Raw genomic sequence first — 17,069 nt, forward strand, 5'->3', positions numbered from 1 at the left:
GTCCACGAACGGTGCCAGGCACCGCACGAAGACACCGTTCCATTAGCGTGATAGGATTCCCTTTGTTATGTATTTAGCTGTTTGTTTTTTCCCTATCGCTTTGATTGAAGAGCGTTCTAGTTTGGTAGGATGAAGCGGCGTGATGAAGGATGGACCTTCTCCTTTTTGGACAGAATCTGAATGGCTGACAATTATTTCGCCAGTTTCTATTCCTTTTTTGATTTGTACTTGATTACCGGCGTGCATGCCAACTTGAATCTCTCTCCGGTCAAGCTTTCCCCCGTCTGTAATAACCCAAACAAAGGATTTTTTCTTTTTCCTTACAATGGACTCCTTTGGAACCATTACTGCTCCGTTCACCTCCTTTGTGATGAGCGATACTTTCACATGTGACCCTTGCAATAGATCTTGAGGCGCGTTTTCATCCAATTGAATCGTATATGGATACTTGTCCTTCTTCTGTCCAGCAGGGCCAGCTGGGAGGGTATCAGCAGCCTCCAATGTGCCTGTCCATTTCTTTTTTATGACATCAGAGGTAATGACCGCCTGCATTCCCGCCTCTGCTCGAAGCCGTTCCTTTTCATTCAAGCTGCCTTGAATCGTTGGAATGTGCGAGTTGATCGTAATTAACGGATTTCCCAAACCGACATTCACATCGCTAACGATTCCATCATACTCGCTGACAACGGTCAATTTCCCCTCACTTGTATGAATCATCTCCAATTCCTGTTCATACTTTTCAGCTACTTTCATTAACATTTCTGCCTGTAATTCTTTATCATATATGTCTTGTTCAACGCTATGTATAATTGATCGTCCCTCCACCTTCTCTTCCTCCTCAAAGGTTAAGGAATCCCTGTAACGAATCAGCTCCGAAATATGATCCTCTAACGCAGTCACCTGGTTTTCGATTTTTGTCATTTCTGCTTCCAAACGGGCCCGATCCGCTTCAATGTCTGCAGAAATATATTCATATAAAGGCGTTCCAATCGTTACCTCATCTCCCTTTTTCACAAAAAACTGTTTAAAAGAGCCCATTTTATCATCATAGTAGTAATGGAATTGTTCAGATGGGGAAACAACTCCCTCTTTATCAAGCGTTTCTTTTATGTCTTGCTTTTTGGCCGCAGCGTATTGATTAATGAATGCAAATCGCTCTATCTTTGACTGACTTTTCATAATGAGGAAGAGATTTCCCGCAATGAATAGGCAGCCAGCCCCTATCAACAGCTTTTTGATATGTTTTCTCATGGCTGTCACCTCCTGCCTTATAGTAGACTTTCAATTTTTAGATAGGATAGTAGCGTAGACACTAGCCAAAAGAATAGATTCACACAAATAATAAGGATCAAGATAACCTTAGGGCTCTTTTCGCTCATCCTCTTAATGCATGTATATTGAAAAATAATTACCCATATTTTAAAAATGGAGATATGGGATAAAATATATACGACAATCATATTCGATGTTATATATCTAGCTATTACACCTAATGCAAAAGGAGAATATTCAGGACTGATTCCAAGTGAAATATGGAAAGGAAGCAAAATAGCCTTCTCTAGCAGTAAAATAGCGAGAACAACTAATTGAATGACGACTAATTTCTTATATTGAAGGTCCATTAAGGCCCAAAGAATAATTGACCAGCCGAAAAGGACAAATGCTGCATAGCCAGCACCCCAAATGACCTTTCCAATACTTGTCATTAATTTCTTTGCCTCAAGCTCCTGCTGCGAAATTCCTGTGATTTCTTTTGCTAAAAAATCCATCCCTACTCCGTAATAGCTGGCGATCGCGGATAAAAAAATACTAATTAAAATAAGGAATACAACCTTTTTCCAAAGCCCTCTTATTTCTTCCGCCTTTTCCATTTGGTAGGAAAAGGTACTTGGATAGAGCATCCCTTTAAAAAGGTGCACGTAATAGACCATAAGCTGTACCTCCAAACGATTTCTATTTCTATTCTAACCCACATATTGGAGCAATTCCCATTTTAACCCCTAATTTTGACGAAATTAGGAAATTGTTCACATTTCTGCTCGTAAATATGTTTGTAAATGTCGACGGATGAACTTCACTGCGCTGATTATTCCGCACGCCAAAAGGCTAGTTCTGTGCTACGTTGGCTATTGTATTTTCTTTAAACAAAAAAGGAGATTCAAGCATCTCGTAAAAGATCTGAATCACCTCTCCTAAACTGTCCACCCTACAAGGACAAACATAGCCAATTTGTCCACGAACGGTGCCTGGCACCGGGTTAGTTGTTGTTGTAGACGTGTTTTGTTTTATCGTATGTTAGGTGGTAGCCGCCGCCCAAGTCTAGCTGGCTGCCATTAATGGCGTATACTCTAAATACTTGGCCCTTTTTCAGCGTTTTAGCTACATTTCCAGATTTATCCTGAAGCGGACTGTCAGCATTTATTTGAATCGTCCCCTTATAAAAGGAAACATCTGTACCTCTCTTAATATAGTACCCGCCGCCTACATAATAAGCATGATCATCATAGCTGAATACTTTAACGATTTCGCCCGGAATCATTTTGCGATGAACCCTTCCGTCCGGCTTATATAAATCAATATTTTTACTCTTAATATGCAATCGGCCAATATAGAGGCTCATCTTGCTGCTATTAGCTGCGATAACATAATTGCCGCCAAGATTATAATTGTTGCCTAAAGTACCAAATACTTTATAAGAATAACCTTTTTTCAAGATCTTTTCTGTTTTTCCATCTGGACGAATAAGCGGCATATCTGCTTTTAAATACACGGATGCTGCTGGAAGCTTCGATGTCCACTCACTGCTCACATTAGGGATGGTTAAGTTAATTTGCTTCATTTCTTCAAAAATACTTAAAACCTTTTCACCGTATCCATCCCCAGGAACGGCCCAACGATTATTTAAATCCGTCCAATAAGGTGCAATTCCCCGCTTTACATAATCAAATCGAGGGTCTATTTTCTCTGTTACAAGCGGTTTATTGTTCGCATAGGCTTTCAAATGCTGGATTTGTGCACGCACACCTTCCTCTGGTGTATTGAAATAGGCCCCCTGTGCTCCGCCGCCAACAGCACCAATGCCAGAGTAATTGTTTTGCTCCGGTAAAACATCATTGCCATATTGGAAATATCCCGTTTCATGGATGGCTTGGGCAAAGGCAATATCTCCGCGAATTCCTTCCATCCTTCCAATGGACAAATATAAATCTGCTAATCTATAAATGTCGACCGTCGTTAATTTAGGATCTGGCTTTTTCAATAAAACAAAGTCGCCCATTTGCTTTGCTGTTAATATAGAATTCCCTTCAATGGCTACCTTTTCACTAGCTGCCTTTGCAGAAATAGTTGGAACGAGGCTCATTAATAAAACAAACAACAATAAATAAACTTTTTTCATTACGTTCTCCCTTACATTGATTTCTAGATTGATATTTTCTATTCTACAACAAAGTTAGCGTTTATTTGAATCATTATCGACAGGAGCGTCCATTTTAGAATGACGATTTAATCTCTTGTTTGGCGATCTCCCATTATTTAGGTTTTCTTCTATTTCATTGCCCATTTCATCATTCCTATTCCCCCATAAAATAAAAATGCAGTAAAGGAGTTTTTGCTATATTAGAATAATAAAACAGAGAGATGACATCATCTCCCTGTTTTATTAATTAAAATTACTTATTCAATTCAGCTAGTTTCTTTTTAGACGGTGTTTCGTATTTTACTAGTCCCTTAATGTTCGTAATATAATGGCCATCGCCTACACCATATTGGCCAAAGTGTAGATTGTCTTTGTTATACACTCTGTATTGCTCACCAGGCTTTAAGACACGTACAAAAGTAAGCTTGTTGTTGGCATCGCGCTTCCAAAGGTTGATTGGCTTTTCGATTGTGACACGTCCGATTTGGCCCTTTTTCATTAATAGACCATCCCAGTAAACGTTCTTAGTTGGTACTGGTGTTGGTGTCGGTGTTGGTTTTACTTCTTCTTTTTCAATGGCTTTCTCAACAATACGAGCTTCATACTTTTCGTTCACAGAGCCTAATTTTTGAATATAAGCAATTAACGCCTCATCTAAAGCAGGGAATTCGTTTGCGATCGGGCTATCCTTGAATGAAGTATACTCATCTCCGCCAGCAGCCATAAAATCATTTGTTGCGACTAAGTACTTCTTATTCATATCAACTGGCTGGCCTTTAATCTTCATTGAATGCACGCGCTGACCAGCTACTTGAGCAGGATCAATTGCGAATGTTAAACCAGAAACATGCGGGAATGCACCTTTTGATTCTGGGTAAGCATTTACCCCATTTTCAATGCCAGCTTTGATCTGCGCACCCGTTAATTCCTTTGTTACGATATAGTTGCCAAATGGCAGAACAGTGATGACATCCTCTTTTGTAATGTCTCCCTTTTTGATCGATGCACGGATTCCGCCGCCGTTAGTTACAGCCATATCCGCACCAGTCATATCTACCATTGCATCTGTAATTAGATTTCCAAGATTCGTTCCGCCTACACGGACTTGTTCACGCTCTCCATCTAACTGTACATCTGTTTTACCAATTACTTCTGATAAAATTTCTTTTTGCGCGGTTTGAATATCTTTAATAACTTTTTCAACAGCTGGGTCAGGCTTCACGTTCGCTGCTTCTTCTTTTGAAATCAAACGTGCTGATTTATTTGTTAATTTCTTATCTTCAAAAGTTAACTCAACAACACCAAGATTTTTCGTATATTCACCTGTACTTACAATTAATGTATCATTCTCACCCTTTAGCCCTTCGACAAGAGTAGAATGACTATGTCCATCAACAATTAGATCGATGCCAGGAGCACCTTTTGCCACTTTAATGGACGTTTCTGTACTGGACTCATCAATTCCTAAGTGAGTCACAGCAATAATCATATCAACATTTTGGGATTTTAATTCCTTTACCGTTGCCTGTGCTTCTTTTACAGGATCAGTAAACGTTAATCCCTCCACGTTTTTCGGATGAGTTTTGTAATGGGTTTCTGGTGTAGATAAGCCAAAGATGCCTAGTTTAATGCCGTCCACTTCTTTAATTTCATATGGTTTTAATAAATTAGTACCGTCTTCCTGACGTACGTTTGCACTTAATACTGGAAAATTAACTTTCTTTTCTAATTCTAGTAATCTCTTATATCCATAGTTAAAGTCATGGTTACCAGCAGCCATTCCATCATAGCCAACTGTATTCATTACTTCAGCAATGCTATCACCTTTACTCACTGTAGCAAATGTCGTTCCGTGCAAAGTATCCCCTGCATCAAGAAGCAATGTGTTCGGATTCTCGCTCTCAAATTGCTTCACAAGTGCTGAGATCTTTGCAAAGCCCATTCCATCGCCTTCTTCCACGCGGCCATGGGTATCATTTGTATGCAAAATTGTGATTTTCTTTGTTGCTGCAGAAGCAGAAGTACTATCTGCATGGGCAGTGAATTGTCCGCCAAATCCAGACCATACGACGAAAGAAGAAACAATAACAGCAAAACCTTTTTTAAACCTTTGCATGACTTACCTCCTATTTTTAGAAAATTCAATGCCATTATATCTTATAACGACTATCCGAATGTTAATAGATTGTAAAATCAGTTCATTATTACTATTAAGATTTTATAATTTTGATAGAAAAGTTCTACTTTTCGTCAATATTCCAAGCTATTCCCATAATTTCCACATTCCCAGATTCAATTTGCTAGTATACAATAGTAACTGTACGCTAGCATGTGTAAACAAATGGGTTTACTCTTCCAGCGTGCTTACCTAACTTTGAATTAGTCATCGGATCTTCCGGAGGCTAATTCTTTTTCTATGTATATCAGCACATTCCCTATTGTTTATTTTCCCCACATAACTTTTTGATGCACGTTTAACGAAAAAAGCTCATCTTTGTTTGTGAAGTAGATGATTCCGTCAGCCCCTTTAGTAAGCCTCTCTGCTCCATTATTTTTTAAGATTTCTTTTTTCATTGTTTCCGGATGAACGCTAAATAACGTTCCTTCGACTGTGCCATAAATCAAACTATCATTCCCTATGACAAGGGATCCATTATTGAAACGACCACTCGTATTTTTCACAATATTAACCGTTTTTGTTTTCTTTGTTTGTGGATCATATGAAAAGAAATTACCATCTGATAAACCATAAATCTTCTTCGCATCTGCAGCCAATGCATGGATCATGCGCGGATTTTTTATCCCTAACGGCAGAATCTCAATTTTCCCTGTTAATCAAACGTTTGATTAGTATCTAAATCCCCTCTTTTAAAAATATTTGAAAATTTAAAAAGTTAGTTGTATAAATATAGATAGATAAATTTTTAAAAAAGGGGAATAGAGTGTTGGCATATAAACAAGCAGAATTAATAAGGAACGGGGATTTTTTTATAAGTACAAATAAAGGCTATTTGGATATTGAAGTGATCTATCATTTTCTTAGTAAAGAATCCTATTGGCTAAAGGGAATTTCAAAAGAATTAGTGGTGGCTGCTATTGAAAATTCAATTCTTTGTTATGGGATATATGAAGGTGATCCCACGTCTGGCTCGCCAAAACAGATTGGTTTTGCACGTGTCGTCTCAGATCTTGTTCGATTTTCATGGCTTGGCGATGTATTTGTCCTCCCTCAATATAGAGGAAAAGGGTTAAGCAAGTGGCTCATGAGTGTAATTACTGAGCACCCTAATTTGAAAGGAACGAATTTTCATCTTGCCACGAAAGATGCGCACTCTCTATATGCCCAATATGGCTTTAAACCATTAGATCAAATTGAAAATAGAATGGCCAGACCTTTTGATTGGGATGCCATCTATGATGGGTATAAAAAAGGGTGAGCTTTTTCAGCGATTCTTCAATAATGGGAATCGCTTTTTTCAAAAATAGATTGCAGTAAAAAGAGGTGGTCAAATTGCCATATTCGAATGCCCAGATTCATGCAGTAGTCCATGCAATTGAATATATGAAAAAACACTTAGATGAAGAAATCACATCAGAAAAGCTAGCGTCTCTCGTTGGCTATAGCCATCATCACTTCTCGAGACTTTTTAAAGAGATAACAGGAGTGTCGCCACGACGTTACTTATCAGCGTTACGTATAGAGTCGGGGAAGAAAATATTAGTGGATGCCTCCTCGTCATCTATATTAAAAACAATGCTTTTAATTGGATTTAGAAGCATGGGAACCTTCAGCACGAAATTCAAACAATTTGTCGGTCTTTCCCCAAAGCAATTTCAGGTGCGTACAGATGACTTATACCAATTTATTAATCGATTTGAGTATCAGGACAAGCTTGAACCGATTAAAGGATCTCCTCCAGTTGTTTCATGCCACCTTGAAGTTCCCAAAAGCTTTAAAGGTCTGATTTTTATCGGTCTTTTCCCTCGTCCGATGCCAGACCAAAAGCCAATAGTCGGAACAGCCATTACCCATAATCAAACAGACTGCGTGTTTTCCTCTGTGCCATTAGGAACCTACTATGTTTTAGCCGCAGCGCTCCCTCTAATAAGTTTTCATCCAAAAGACTATTTTCTTTTAGATAAATCCTTACGGGGAAAGTCTGATCATTCAATTGAAGTAACAGAAATGACAGAGACGGAAGTAAGTGTATCGCTTAGAGATCCCTTGCCCTATGATCCGCCAATCTTAATTAATCTCCCCCAGCTATTATTTGAAAAAGAAAAAAACAAAGCAAACTAGAAGAAATTTTTGGTTTTTTTATTTGTTACATTCAATTTATCAAATAATGAGGAGGAATCGTTTTGTTAAATCAAGTGTGTGTACTGACAGTGAAGGTTGACAATATACGAACAGCAGTTGAATTTTATACAAAGGTGCTGCCTTTTGAAGTTTCTAAATACTACGGAGAAAAGCTTGTTAGCTTGGTACATAATGAAATTCCTATTGTATTAGAGGAAACGGAGTCTTTTGACACAGAGGCACGTCAAGGTGTTTTATTAGGCATTCTTACGGAGAACCTTGATAAAGATGTGGATGAACTAAAAGCAAAAGGAGTAGAAATTCTCTTCGATGAACCTCAGCCATGCCCGCCTGGCCGGTATACAATTATTAAGGATCCTGCAGGAAATCAAATTGAAATCGTCGAGTTTGCTAGCTAGCTGTTATGACGCCCGTTATTAAGCATCAAACGTATATTAAGTCAAAGCCAGAGAAAGTGTTTCATACGCTAACAACTGCTCCCGGATGGAATGCTTGGTTTACAGATCGTACAACCATCGAGTGGAACAAGGATGGAACGGGTGAAATCCGGCTAAGATGGGCTGTTATGGGTGAGAAACTGATTGAAGATGGGGGAAAAATAATCGAAGCCATCCCTTATGAGTCATTTATTTTTCAATGGTGCCCAGGAGTAAGTCAAACAACTGTGATATTCAAGCTACTTCCTTATAGGGAGGGAACATTAGTCGTTCTTAAAGAGCATGGATATTCAAATAAAGAGATGGATGCTTGCATTGGATGTGCGATTGGCTGGGGGGAAGCATTAACTTTATTAAAAATATTTTTGGAACATGGAATCGTTTATAAGAAAGATTTATTCCTAGGGGTTGATATCACTGATTTATGAAGTGACGTTTCAAGTACGTGTAACCGATATCGTCAAAGGAAAATGGTGGTATGAAACATTATTAGATCGAGAGCCTGACTTTATACCGCATGAAGGTTTTGCAGAGTGGCAGCTTATTCCTAGATGCTGGCTGCAAGTAGCGGAAGGAATACCTGCCGAAAGCAGCGGTCCCCTTAGACTAGGTGTTATGAATATAGAAGCAGAGCGAGAGAGATTAGAAAAGGACCTACATTTAGATCCCTTTGAAATAGATGAAAGACCTGAAGTTCCTGTAAGATGGGCAACATTTTCAGATCCCTGGGGAAACCGTATCGGGCTATTTGAGTACTTGAGTGAAGCGGAGAAGGAAAGTAAGCTGAGTGGGGAATAAGGTTGCCTTTGGACACGAACGTGCCCTTTTCCCTGCGATCGAGCCCGAACCGAAGCTACCATCTAACATCTCCCGCTTGTTTGCACTAATCCAGTCTGAACTATACAAAAAAAATTGTAGGGAAGATCATCTTCTCTACAATTTTTATGCATTTCTAAATACTCTCGTTGGGCGAGGCATAATTTTATCTGATTCTTTTAGCACTTTATTTAGTGTATCAATGTTATGGGCCACAGAATCACTGAAACTGCGTGGGCCAAGGATCTTCCCTTTACTTTTCTGTATGGTTTTTCCTGCTGGGGAACGTCTTGCAACGATTGTGCCAGAGCTATGATAATTTACTCGTTCTTTGCTCATTTTGTCCCTCCTATCAGCATAATTAAAAATTGAAAGAAATGTCCACTTTCGTTTATTATAGCATATTCAATCTCGTCTGAATATGCGCGAACTTGTTCTTTAGACCACCAATCGAGGAACGTAAAATGAAGACAGAGTACATATTCCCCTATTGGTTCGGTGATATAAAGCATCTGTTTTTCTTCCAAAAAGGCAATGAGTCGTTCTTGATTATTATATGCTTCAACGACAAATACATCCTCTGATTCAGTCAAATCGAAAAAAGCAGGTGCCGTTATTTCACCAAATTCAGCCATCCGCTTTAAACAAGTTCCGTCATATTTATAAAGAGAAGCGGCTAAACATTCAGAAACAGTGTTCACATGGATGGGGTTAGTATCAGGTGTCTGTATGATTGCTCTAGGTTCATCTAGAAATAGTAAACCGCTTTTTAAAAAGCTTGACCATGCTTTTTTCTTATTTTGCACGACTGAATTTTTTTTATCCAGCATAATTAGTGTGTAATCTGCATAATTTAACAAAAAGGATGCTTGTCCTTTAAGCTGCTCCAATTGATCTCTTTCTTCAATGAGGCCAACAACCGATCTTAGCGACGTGCTAAGCATCGAGGAAATCGAACTTGCCTCCTGTTCAGAACGGGAGATATTAAAATCATAAAGCCATTTTCCATTTGAATAAATATCATAAAGAAAGGCCCATACAAATGGGTCTGCAGCTTCCAGCAGGCTTTTTGCCATTCCATCCTGCTTTAATTGTTCATGGATCCAATCTTTTAGCGGATCAAATGGAGACCCGGGAAGCCTATGATGGTCCCTTAAATAGATATCATATAAATTCTTAAATTCCTTCTGCAGCAGCTTAAAATTATTTTTGATCTCTGTTGAAACAAAAACGAGGATATGCTTTTTCTCTAACATTGCCGCTTTATATTCAAGATAGGTCGGTGTGACATTTCCACGCAACAGTCCACGGCTCGCACCTGATTTCTTATTAATCAGCAAAACAAATACATCACTGGACTTGACGACATCCTGGCACTGTTTTAACGTATCCTTTTCCCAGGTGCCAAAGTCTCCATCTTCAAAAATTGGTACTTCGTGGCCACTATCTTCAAGATGCTTTTTGATCAGCTTTCTTGGTCCTTTAAGATCCTCCTCATAAGCGGAGCTAATAAAAATTCTTGTCCTATTGATCAGCGGAAACTCCCCCTTCCCCCTTTGGCTTCTACCCATATTATACCATTATTATAACGAGCAGATACCCAATAGACAGAAAATTTAATTTTATCTTATAGACTCTCCTTTAAAAATTCAATCACCTCTTTACATGCTTCCATAACTACTGGATCTCCCATATTTTCATCAAATGAGTGCTTGCCGCTTTTTATCGTAATTAACTTGTTTTCAATACCAGCTTGACTAAGTGCCTCACTCATGAGTACCGACTGCTCATAAGGAACATCTTCATCGGCATCTCCATGCAATAGAAGCGTTGGTGGATAGTTTTCATCTATTTTTTTCAATGGACAAAATGGATCGAGGGTCTCTTCCTTCCTGTCAGTTAAATAATCAATCCACTTCCCTTGCTGACGGCAATATAAGTATATAGCGAAGCGGCGTTCGATTGGTCCTTCAGATATGGGCTGCTTTTGAATGAGCTGTTGGACAAGAACTTCCGGAACTGCCGTCATTTTTGAAAAATATGGACTTGGCTTCCGATACCAATCCCCAGCAATGTCCCCATAGCCGTAAAAGGAAACAATGGCTTTCGGCCGAACTTGAAAGGTTCCTGATAATAGCGCAAGATAGCCACCCGCTGAACTGCCTATTACGGCCATTCGTTCAGAATCAAAATTGAACGTATTTGTTCCTTGTTCTTTCAACCAAATAAGAACATCCTCTATATCTTCTTTAATGGCTGGCAGTTTTGTCTCTGGTGCCAGACGGTAATCGATCGTGCATACGTTATAGCCTGCCTGTAAATAAAGATCTATTTGTTCTTTTTTCATATCTGTTCTTGCACCAAAGATTAAGCCACCCCCATGAATAAAAACAATAAGTGGCGCATGCTTCTCCTCAATGGAATAAAAATCCCCTTTGATTTTACAGCCATCTACTTCCTTATATATAAATGTTGTCTTCATTATATATCCTTCCTTTCATTTACTCGTTAACGATTTAAATTATAGTACATCAATGCTAGAAACAAATGAATGGCGTGAATCTTTAATGTTTTTGCAATGTAAACCCTTTCAATTTTATTCGATTGTTATGTCTGATTTCCTATAATGCAACTGAGGTTAAGTTATTCTTTATCCATTTACCTAAGGCTCTAAAAAAAGATTGTTGCTATTGAACCAGTTATCTGGCTGAAAACTGGTTCTGTTAACTGGAGCGAAAGGTGCGAGACTCCGGCGGGAGTAGTGGGACAGATGAGACCCCGCAGGAGCGAATGCGACGAGGAGGCTCATCGCCCACCCCGCGGAAAGCGAGCAGCCTTTAGCGGAAGTTAACAGCTGTGCTCATTTTATTGTATATAGCAACAATGTTTACAAAGCAGCCTTTCTAACGCATCCATATGTAGTCAAACGTATCAAAAATAAAAACTGAGGTGATAACAAGTGATTTATACGATTGTAAAAAAGAACTCGTATCAAGACTCTATTAATCTAATGTTATTAACGAATTCAATCTCTACGATTGAAGGTGTCAACAAGGCTCAAATCATGATGGGAACACCTGCGAATAAAGACATTTTCAAAACAGCGGGCTTGTATTCAGAAGAATTAGAAACAGCGGAATCGAACGATATGGCTATTGTTGTGGATACAGACGATGAAAATAAAATGAGCGAGGTTCTTGAAAAGGTTGAGCAATACTTAAAGGACCAATCCATCAGCAATAAAGGAAAAGACTATGAAACAGTCCGTACATGGGATCGCGCTAAAAAAGCATTACCTGATGCTACATTAGCTTTAATCTCTGTTCCTGGCCAATATGCGGCTGAAGAAGCGGAAAAAGCATTGGACTTAGGTTTGCATACATTCATTTTCAGTGACAATATGCCAATCGAAGATGAGGTAAAACTTAAGAAAAAAGCTCATGAAAAAGGCTTACTTGTCATGGGGCCAGATTGTGGAACAGGAATTATTGATGGGGTTCCAATTGCCTTTGCAAACGTCGTTAAAAAAGGACGCATCGGAATTGTCGGTGCTTCAGGAACAGGAATTCAAGAAGTAACAGCCATTATCGACCGTCTTGGTGAAGGGGTTAGCCATGCGATTGGTACGGGTGGCCGTGATCTAAAAGAACCGGTTGGTGCGATCACAATGATGGACGGCATCCGCGCATTAGAAAACCACCAGCAAACAGACATCATTGTTGTGATTTCTAAGCCGCCGGCAAAAGAAGTGCGTAATGAAGTTGTTGATTTGCTACACAGCGTTTCAAAGCCTGTCGTTACGATTTTCCTAGGCGAAAAGCCGACACAGCATGAAGGAAATGTATACCAAGCATACACGCTAGAAGAAACTGCTCGTATTGCTGTTGACTTAGCGAAAGGAAATGAAATCAAGGCCGATTACAATCAAGGCAATTTTGAAGTAGCTAATATAGATTTAAAACCTGGACAAAGAACCATTAAAGGACTTTTCTCTGGCGGAACTTTAGCATCAGAAGCAGCTGTATTAATTTCTGATGCACTAGGATTAGGCTCAGAGATTACGAACGAGGATGGCTATGTATTAAAGAAGGATGGCCATGTTGTTGTGGACCTTGGCGATGACAAATATACACAAGGAAAGCCGCATCCGATGATTGACCCTGAAACGAGAGCTAGATTTATTGATGAGGCGGGTGCTGACGAACAAACAGCTGTTATTCTTCTTGATTTCGTCCTTGGCTATGGCTCCCATGATGATATGGCTACTGCCCTTTTACCATCCATTCAAAAAGCCGTTTCACATGCAAAAGCAGAAGGCCGTACATTACATGTAGTTGCTTCTGTTTGCGGAACAGAAACAGATCCACAAGACTATCAAGCGCAAAAGAAAAAGCTTGCTGAAGCAGGAATCATCGTGAAGGACAGCAACAACGAAGCAGTAAGAACAGCTCTAGCAATCGTTGGATTGAAGGTAAATGATGTGCAGAAAGCTCATGTAGATGCAAAGGCACCATCAAAAGCATTTGATTTAGCTGTATCTAAAGAAATGGAAGCATTAGTGAACAATAAACCAAGTGTTATCAATGTAGGGTTAAAGAGCTTTACTGACTCTATCACAGCTTATGGCGGAAAAGTCGTTCAGTTCGATTGGAGACCTATTGCTGGCGGCAATGAAAAAATGAGAAAAATCTTGGCTTTATTAAAATAAGAAAAGCGGAAGCGCCTTGTTCATCGCCGTACAAACGCAGAAGGGCCGGTTCTTTCGATATAGGAGACACAATGAGCCGAGCGAATGGATGTCGACTTAATCGTTGCGGAGGGGACCTGAAGTTTGATAGGCGATAGGCGCTGGAGCTAGACAATACCTATTAAATATACCGAGGAGGAATTCACGTGAAATACAATTCAATTGATGAAGCAAACAGAGCGGTGATTGAGAAGATCTCTGGGTCTGCACCATTCCTTGTAGATGTCGTTCCAGCTAAGGATAAAATCAAGGAATTAACGGAAGGAAAAGTGCTCCTTCATGCTGGTCCGCCAATTAAATGGGAAGATATGACGGGGCCAATGCAAGGTTCATGTATCGGTGCTTCCCTTTTTGAAGGCTGGGCTTCTACAGAAGAAGAAGCAAAGCAAATGCTTGAAAATGGTGAGGTTACCTTTATTCCGTGCCATCATGTGAATGCGGTTGGTCCAATGGGAGGCATTACTTCAGCAAATATGCCGGTATTTGTTGTCGAAAACCGTTCAGAAGGCAATGAAGCATACTGCATCATGAATGAAGGAATCGGAAAAGTGCTTCGTTTCGGTGCTTACTCTGAAGAAGTAATTGATCGCCTAAAATGGCAGAAAAATGTATTAGGGCCAACACTTTCAAAAGCACTAAAGCTAACAGACAACGGTTTAAATTTAAATGTAATGATTGCAAAAGCGATCACTATGGGGGATGAGTTCCACCAGCGTAATATCGCAGCATCCCTTATCTTCCTTAAAGAAATCAGTCCTTACATTGTGCAAGTTGCAGATTTAAATGAAAAGGATTTAAAGGATGTTATCCAGTTCTTAGCTGATACGGATCAATTCTTCTTAAATATTGCGATGGCAACAAGTAAAGCTGTCCTAGATGGTGCAAGAAAAATTGAAGAAGGTACGGTTGTAACGGCAATGTGCCGTAACGGGAAGGACTTTGGTATTCGCATTAGCGGAATGGGCGATGAGTGGTTTACAGCGCCAGTTAATACTCCTCAAGGTCTATTTTTCACTGGCTATTCCCAAGATGATGCGAACCCAGATATCGGGGACAGTGCAATCACTGAGACATTCGGCGTCGGTGGGATGGCGATGATCGCAGCTCCAGGTGTCACTCGTTTCGTTGGTGCTGGCGGTTTCAGTGATGCCCTTGCAACAAGCAACGATATGATGGAAATTTGCATCGACCAAAACAGCAACTTTACCATTCCAACTTGGGATTTCCAAGGTGCTTGTCTCGGAATTGATGCACGTAAAGTGGTTGAAACAGGAATTGAACCTGTTATTAACACAGGAATTGCTCATAAAGAAGCGGGTGTTGGACAGGTTGGAGCAGGTACGGTTCGTGCACCAAAGGAATGCTTCGAGAAGGCACTTGAGGCATATGCGATTAAACTAGGCCTGATCTAATTTAGCTCATGCTTCATTCTCAAATACTTTATGCAGAGGAATATGAACATTCTATTCCTCTCTTCCTTATAAAAAACCCGTTAGGATCTGTTCATAGCCTCTTTCAAAATGGGCTGAACTTCCGTATGGGCGAGCGCTTATTTTTTATCGGAACAGATAAAAACGGGAAGCTTCCATTCGGCATTCATCTTCAAAAGGATGCCGTTCAGAAGCTGCTAGCCTCGATCCAAATGCCTGCCGCTGTTCATTGGGATGAAAAAGCGCAACAGCTAACCTTTGAAAACAGCAATGTAGCAGTTAATTTTCAAACAGGTACACCCTATTCAAATAGTATTCAAATAACGAAAAATGAAATATCTTCTCGATACTTAGAGACTCTTATAAAAACCCTTGTTGCTGAAGGCGAAAAAACGGGATTAGATCTTGATATTGAACAATTTCTTCTTGATTACCTTCGTAATCAAAAAGAGTACGCTACTCCAGCAAATGAAGTGTACCGCTTAATGGAGGCACTCAATTCCCATGATCCAACTGAAGTAGAAAGAGTCATACGCTATTTTTTAGGCAGAGGAAGAGGCCTGACCCCATCAGGGGATGACCATCTTGTCGGTTTACTAGCTATTCATACAATCGCTGGTATATGCAGCCCGCTTTTCCTGCAAACGATTCAGAATATGCTGCAGCATGAATCTGTCACAACAGATATTGGAAGAGAATATTTGCTCTATGCTTTAAAAGGCGAATTCAGCTCTACCATCGTCAATATTTTAAATCATTTAGCAGAAATAGAAAGACACTCAGAAGTAGAAAAACATGTATTACAGTTACTTACCGTTGGTCATAGCTCTGGTATAGATACAGCATTCGGGCTATTGATCGGATTATTAACAATGAAAAATTGGAGGAAATAATAGATGGCAGAAAAAGTAGTCATTGCACTAGGTGGGAATGCAATCTTACAACCGAAGCAAGAAGCAACATATGAAAATCAATTAGAAAATGTACGCAAAAGCAGTGAAATCATTGCCCGTATCGTAAAAAATGGCCATAATGTCATTATTACACACGGAAACGGACCGCAAGTCGGCAATATTCTGCGCCAAAACGAAGAAGCGAAGGACGTCGTCCCTCCTTTCCCATTAGATGTTTGCAGCGCTGAATCACAAGGCTTCATTGGCTATATGATGGATCAAACATTGAAAAATGAATTACAAAAGCTCGGCTTAAATCATTCGGTTGTCAGCATGCTGACACAAACAGAAGTGTCTGCCGATGATCCAGCTTTCCAAGATCCTTCCAAACCCATCGGCGTCTTTTTCACAGAAGAAGAAGCAAAGCAATTAGCGGAGGAAAAGAATTGGGTCGTAAAGGAAGATGCTGGCCGCGGTTGGAGACGTGTCGTTCCTTCTCCTATGCCAAAATCGATACTAGGCTCTGAAACAATTAAACAATTAACGGATGGCCATACGATTGTTATTTCTGCTGGCGGTGGCGGAATCCCAGTCGTTAAGAACGAGAATGGATTACTCTCTGGAATCGAGGCTGTCATCGATAAAGACCGCAGTGCCTTTAAACTAGCGGAGGAAGTACAAGCAGATGCATTCATGATTTTAACAGATGTGCAAAATGTGTATGTAAACTATGGCAAGCCTGACCAAAAGGGATTAACACATATTACGCTTGAAGAAGCAAAGCAATATGTGGAAGAAGGGCAATTCTCTGCTGGAAGCATGGGGCCTAAAATGGAAGCTGCCATAAAATTTGCTGAGCAAGGCGGAAGAGCTATCATTTGTTCACTAGACCAAGCAGACCTTGCTATGGAAGGGAAAGCAGGCACGCAAATTACAAAATAATTTAAAAATGTTATATAATATGGTATCTGTTCATGCTAAATTTTTTATAAGGCTAGCGCAGATAC

17 protein-coding genes are annotated in these 17,069 nt (G+C 39.8%); 9 read left to right on the plus strand and 8 right to left on the minus strand.

The genetic code is table 11. The features are described from left to right. Positions 1-42 precede the first annotated feature (42 nt). The 5 genes from RUH74_RS13935 to RUH74_RS13955 all read right to left on the minus strand — a co-directional run bounded on the left by RUH74_RS13935 (position 43) and on the right by RUH74_RS13955 (position 6,205). Positions 43-1,251, minus strand: a complete 1,209-nt coding sequence (locus tag RUH74_RS13935) for an efflux RND transporter periplasmic adaptor subunit (RefSeq protein WP_313800948.1) — start codon at positions 1,249-1,251, stop codon at positions 43-45. A 17-nt stretch (positions 1,252-1,268) separates the two neighbouring features. Continuing rightward, the gene (locus RUH74_RS13940) at positions 1,269-1,931 is read right to left on the minus strand and encodes a hypothetical protein (protein WP_313800950.1); all 663 of its coding nucleotides are present in this window, start codon (positions 1,929-1,931) and stop codon (positions 1,269-1,271) included. A 326-nt stretch (positions 1,932-2,257) separates the two neighbouring features. Further along, positions 2,258-3,397, minus strand: a complete 1,140-nt coding sequence (locus tag RUH74_RS13945) for a glucosaminidase domain-containing protein (RefSeq protein WP_313800952.1) — start codon at positions 3,395-3,397, stop codon at positions 2,258-2,260. 274 nt (positions 3,398-3,671) lie between these two features. After that, on the minus strand, positions 3,672-5,534 hold the full coding sequence (locus RUH74_RS13950; RefSeq protein WP_313800954.1) for a bifunctional metallophosphatase/5'-nucleotidase: 1,863 nt from the start codon (positions 5,532-5,534) through the stop codon (positions 3,672-3,674). 326 nt (positions 5,535-5,860) lie between these two features. Further along, complete coding sequence (locus tag RUH74_RS13955; protein WP_313800956.1) at positions 5,861-6,205, minus strand: hypothetical protein; 345 nt, start codon at positions 6,203-6,205, stop codon at positions 5,861-5,863. Positions 6,206-6,363: 158 nt separating this feature from the next. Between RUH74_RS13955 and RUH74_RS13960 the strand changes: the two genes are divergently transcribed. From RUH74_RS13960 to RUH74_RS13980, 5 genes are all read left to right on the plus strand, one after another. Next, positions 6,364-6,855 (plus strand): GNAT family N-acetyltransferase, encoded by a 492-nt coding sequence (locus tag RUH74_RS13960; RefSeq protein WP_313800958.1) that lies wholly within the window; start codon positions 6,364-6,366, stop codon positions 6,853-6,855. A 74-nt stretch (positions 6,856-6,929) separates the two neighbouring features. Next, positions 6,930-7,718, plus strand: coding sequence for a helix-turn-helix domain-containing protein (locus RUH74_RS13965; protein WP_313800960.1), 789 nt, complete (start codon positions 6,930-6,932; stop codon positions 7,716-7,718). A 62-nt stretch (positions 7,719-7,780) separates the two neighbouring features. Continuing rightward, positions 7,781-8,137 carry a VOC family protein gene (locus RUH74_RS13970; protein WP_313800962.1) on the plus strand — a complete coding sequence of 119 codons (357 nt, stop codon included), beginning with the start codon at positions 7,781-7,783 and terminating at the stop codon, positions 8,135-8,137. 5 nt (positions 8,138-8,142) lie between these two features. Next, positions 8,143-8,604 (plus strand): SRPBCC family protein, encoded by a 462-nt coding sequence (locus RUH74_RS13975; protein WP_313800964.1) that lies wholly within the window; start codon positions 8,143-8,145, stop codon positions 8,602-8,604. After that, positions 8,594-8,974: a VOC family protein gene (locus RUH74_RS13980; RefSeq protein ID WP_313801010.1), complete on the plus strand. Its 381-nt coding sequence runs from the start codon at positions 8,594-8,596 to the stop codon at positions 8,972-8,974. Before RUH74_RS13975 ends, RUH74_RS13980 begins: the two co-directional genes overlap by 11 nt. 144 nt (positions 8,975-9,118) lie before the next feature. On the opposite strand, the gene RUH74_RS13985 is transcribed toward RUH74_RS13980, so the two are convergent. The 3 genes from RUH74_RS13985 to RUH74_RS13995 are packed head-to-tail and all read right to left on the minus strand — an operon-like array spanning position 9,119 to position 11,474. Then, positions 9,119-9,331, minus strand: a complete 213-nt coding sequence (locus RUH74_RS13985; protein ID WP_313800966.1) for a hypothetical protein — start codon at positions 9,329-9,331, stop codon at positions 9,119-9,121. After that, the gene (locus RUH74_RS13990) at positions 9,328-10,563 is read right to left on the minus strand and encodes a DUF4062 domain-containing protein (protein ID WP_313800968.1); all 1,236 of its coding nucleotides are present in this window, start codon (positions 10,561-10,563) and stop codon (positions 9,328-9,330) included. Before RUH74_RS13990 ends, RUH74_RS13985 begins: the two co-directional genes overlap by 4 nt. Before the next feature lie 56 nt (positions 10,564-10,619). Continuing rightward, positions 10,620-11,474, minus strand: a complete 855-nt coding sequence (locus RUH74_RS13995; protein WP_313800970.1) for an alpha/beta hydrolase fold domain-containing protein — start codon at positions 11,472-11,474, stop codon at positions 10,620-10,622. A 477-nt stretch (positions 11,475-11,951) separates the two neighbouring features. Between RUH74_RS13995 and fdrA the strand changes: the two genes are divergently transcribed. The 4 genes from fdrA to arcC all read left to right on the plus strand — a co-directional run bounded on the left by fdrA (position 11,952) and on the right by arcC (position 17,004). Then, positions 11,952-13,700 carry an acyl-CoA synthetase FdrA gene (gene fdrA, locus RUH74_RS14000; protein ID WP_313800972.1) on the plus strand — a complete coding sequence of 583 codons (1,749 nt, stop codon included), beginning with the start codon at positions 11,952-11,954 and terminating at the stop codon, positions 13,698-13,700. A gap of 185 nt (positions 13,701-13,885) precedes the next feature. After that, positions 13,886-15,151 carry a YlbE family protein gene (locus tag RUH74_RS14005; RefSeq protein WP_313800974.1) on the plus strand — a complete coding sequence of 422 codons (1,266 nt, stop codon included), beginning with the start codon at positions 13,886-13,888 and terminating at the stop codon, positions 15,149-15,151. A gap of 125 nt (positions 15,152-15,276) precedes the next feature. Beyond that, positions 15,277-16,062 (plus strand): oxamate carbamoyltransferase subunit AllH family protein, encoded by a 786-nt coding sequence (locus tag RUH74_RS14010; RefSeq protein ID WP_313800976.1) that lies wholly within the window; start codon positions 15,277-15,279, stop codon positions 16,060-16,062. Between the two features lie 3 nt (positions 16,063-16,065). Continuing rightward, entirely contained in the window at positions 16,066-17,004 is a 939-nt protein-coding gene (gene arcC, locus RUH74_RS14015) for a carbamate kinase (protein ID WP_313800978.1), read from the plus strand. The last annotated feature ends 65 nt before the right edge of the window (positions 17,005-17,069 follow it).

It is taken from the genome of Cytobacillus sp. (assembly GCF_032154635.1).
Classification (GTDB): Bacteria; Bacillota; Bacilli; order Bacillales; family Cytobacillaceae; genus Cytobacillus.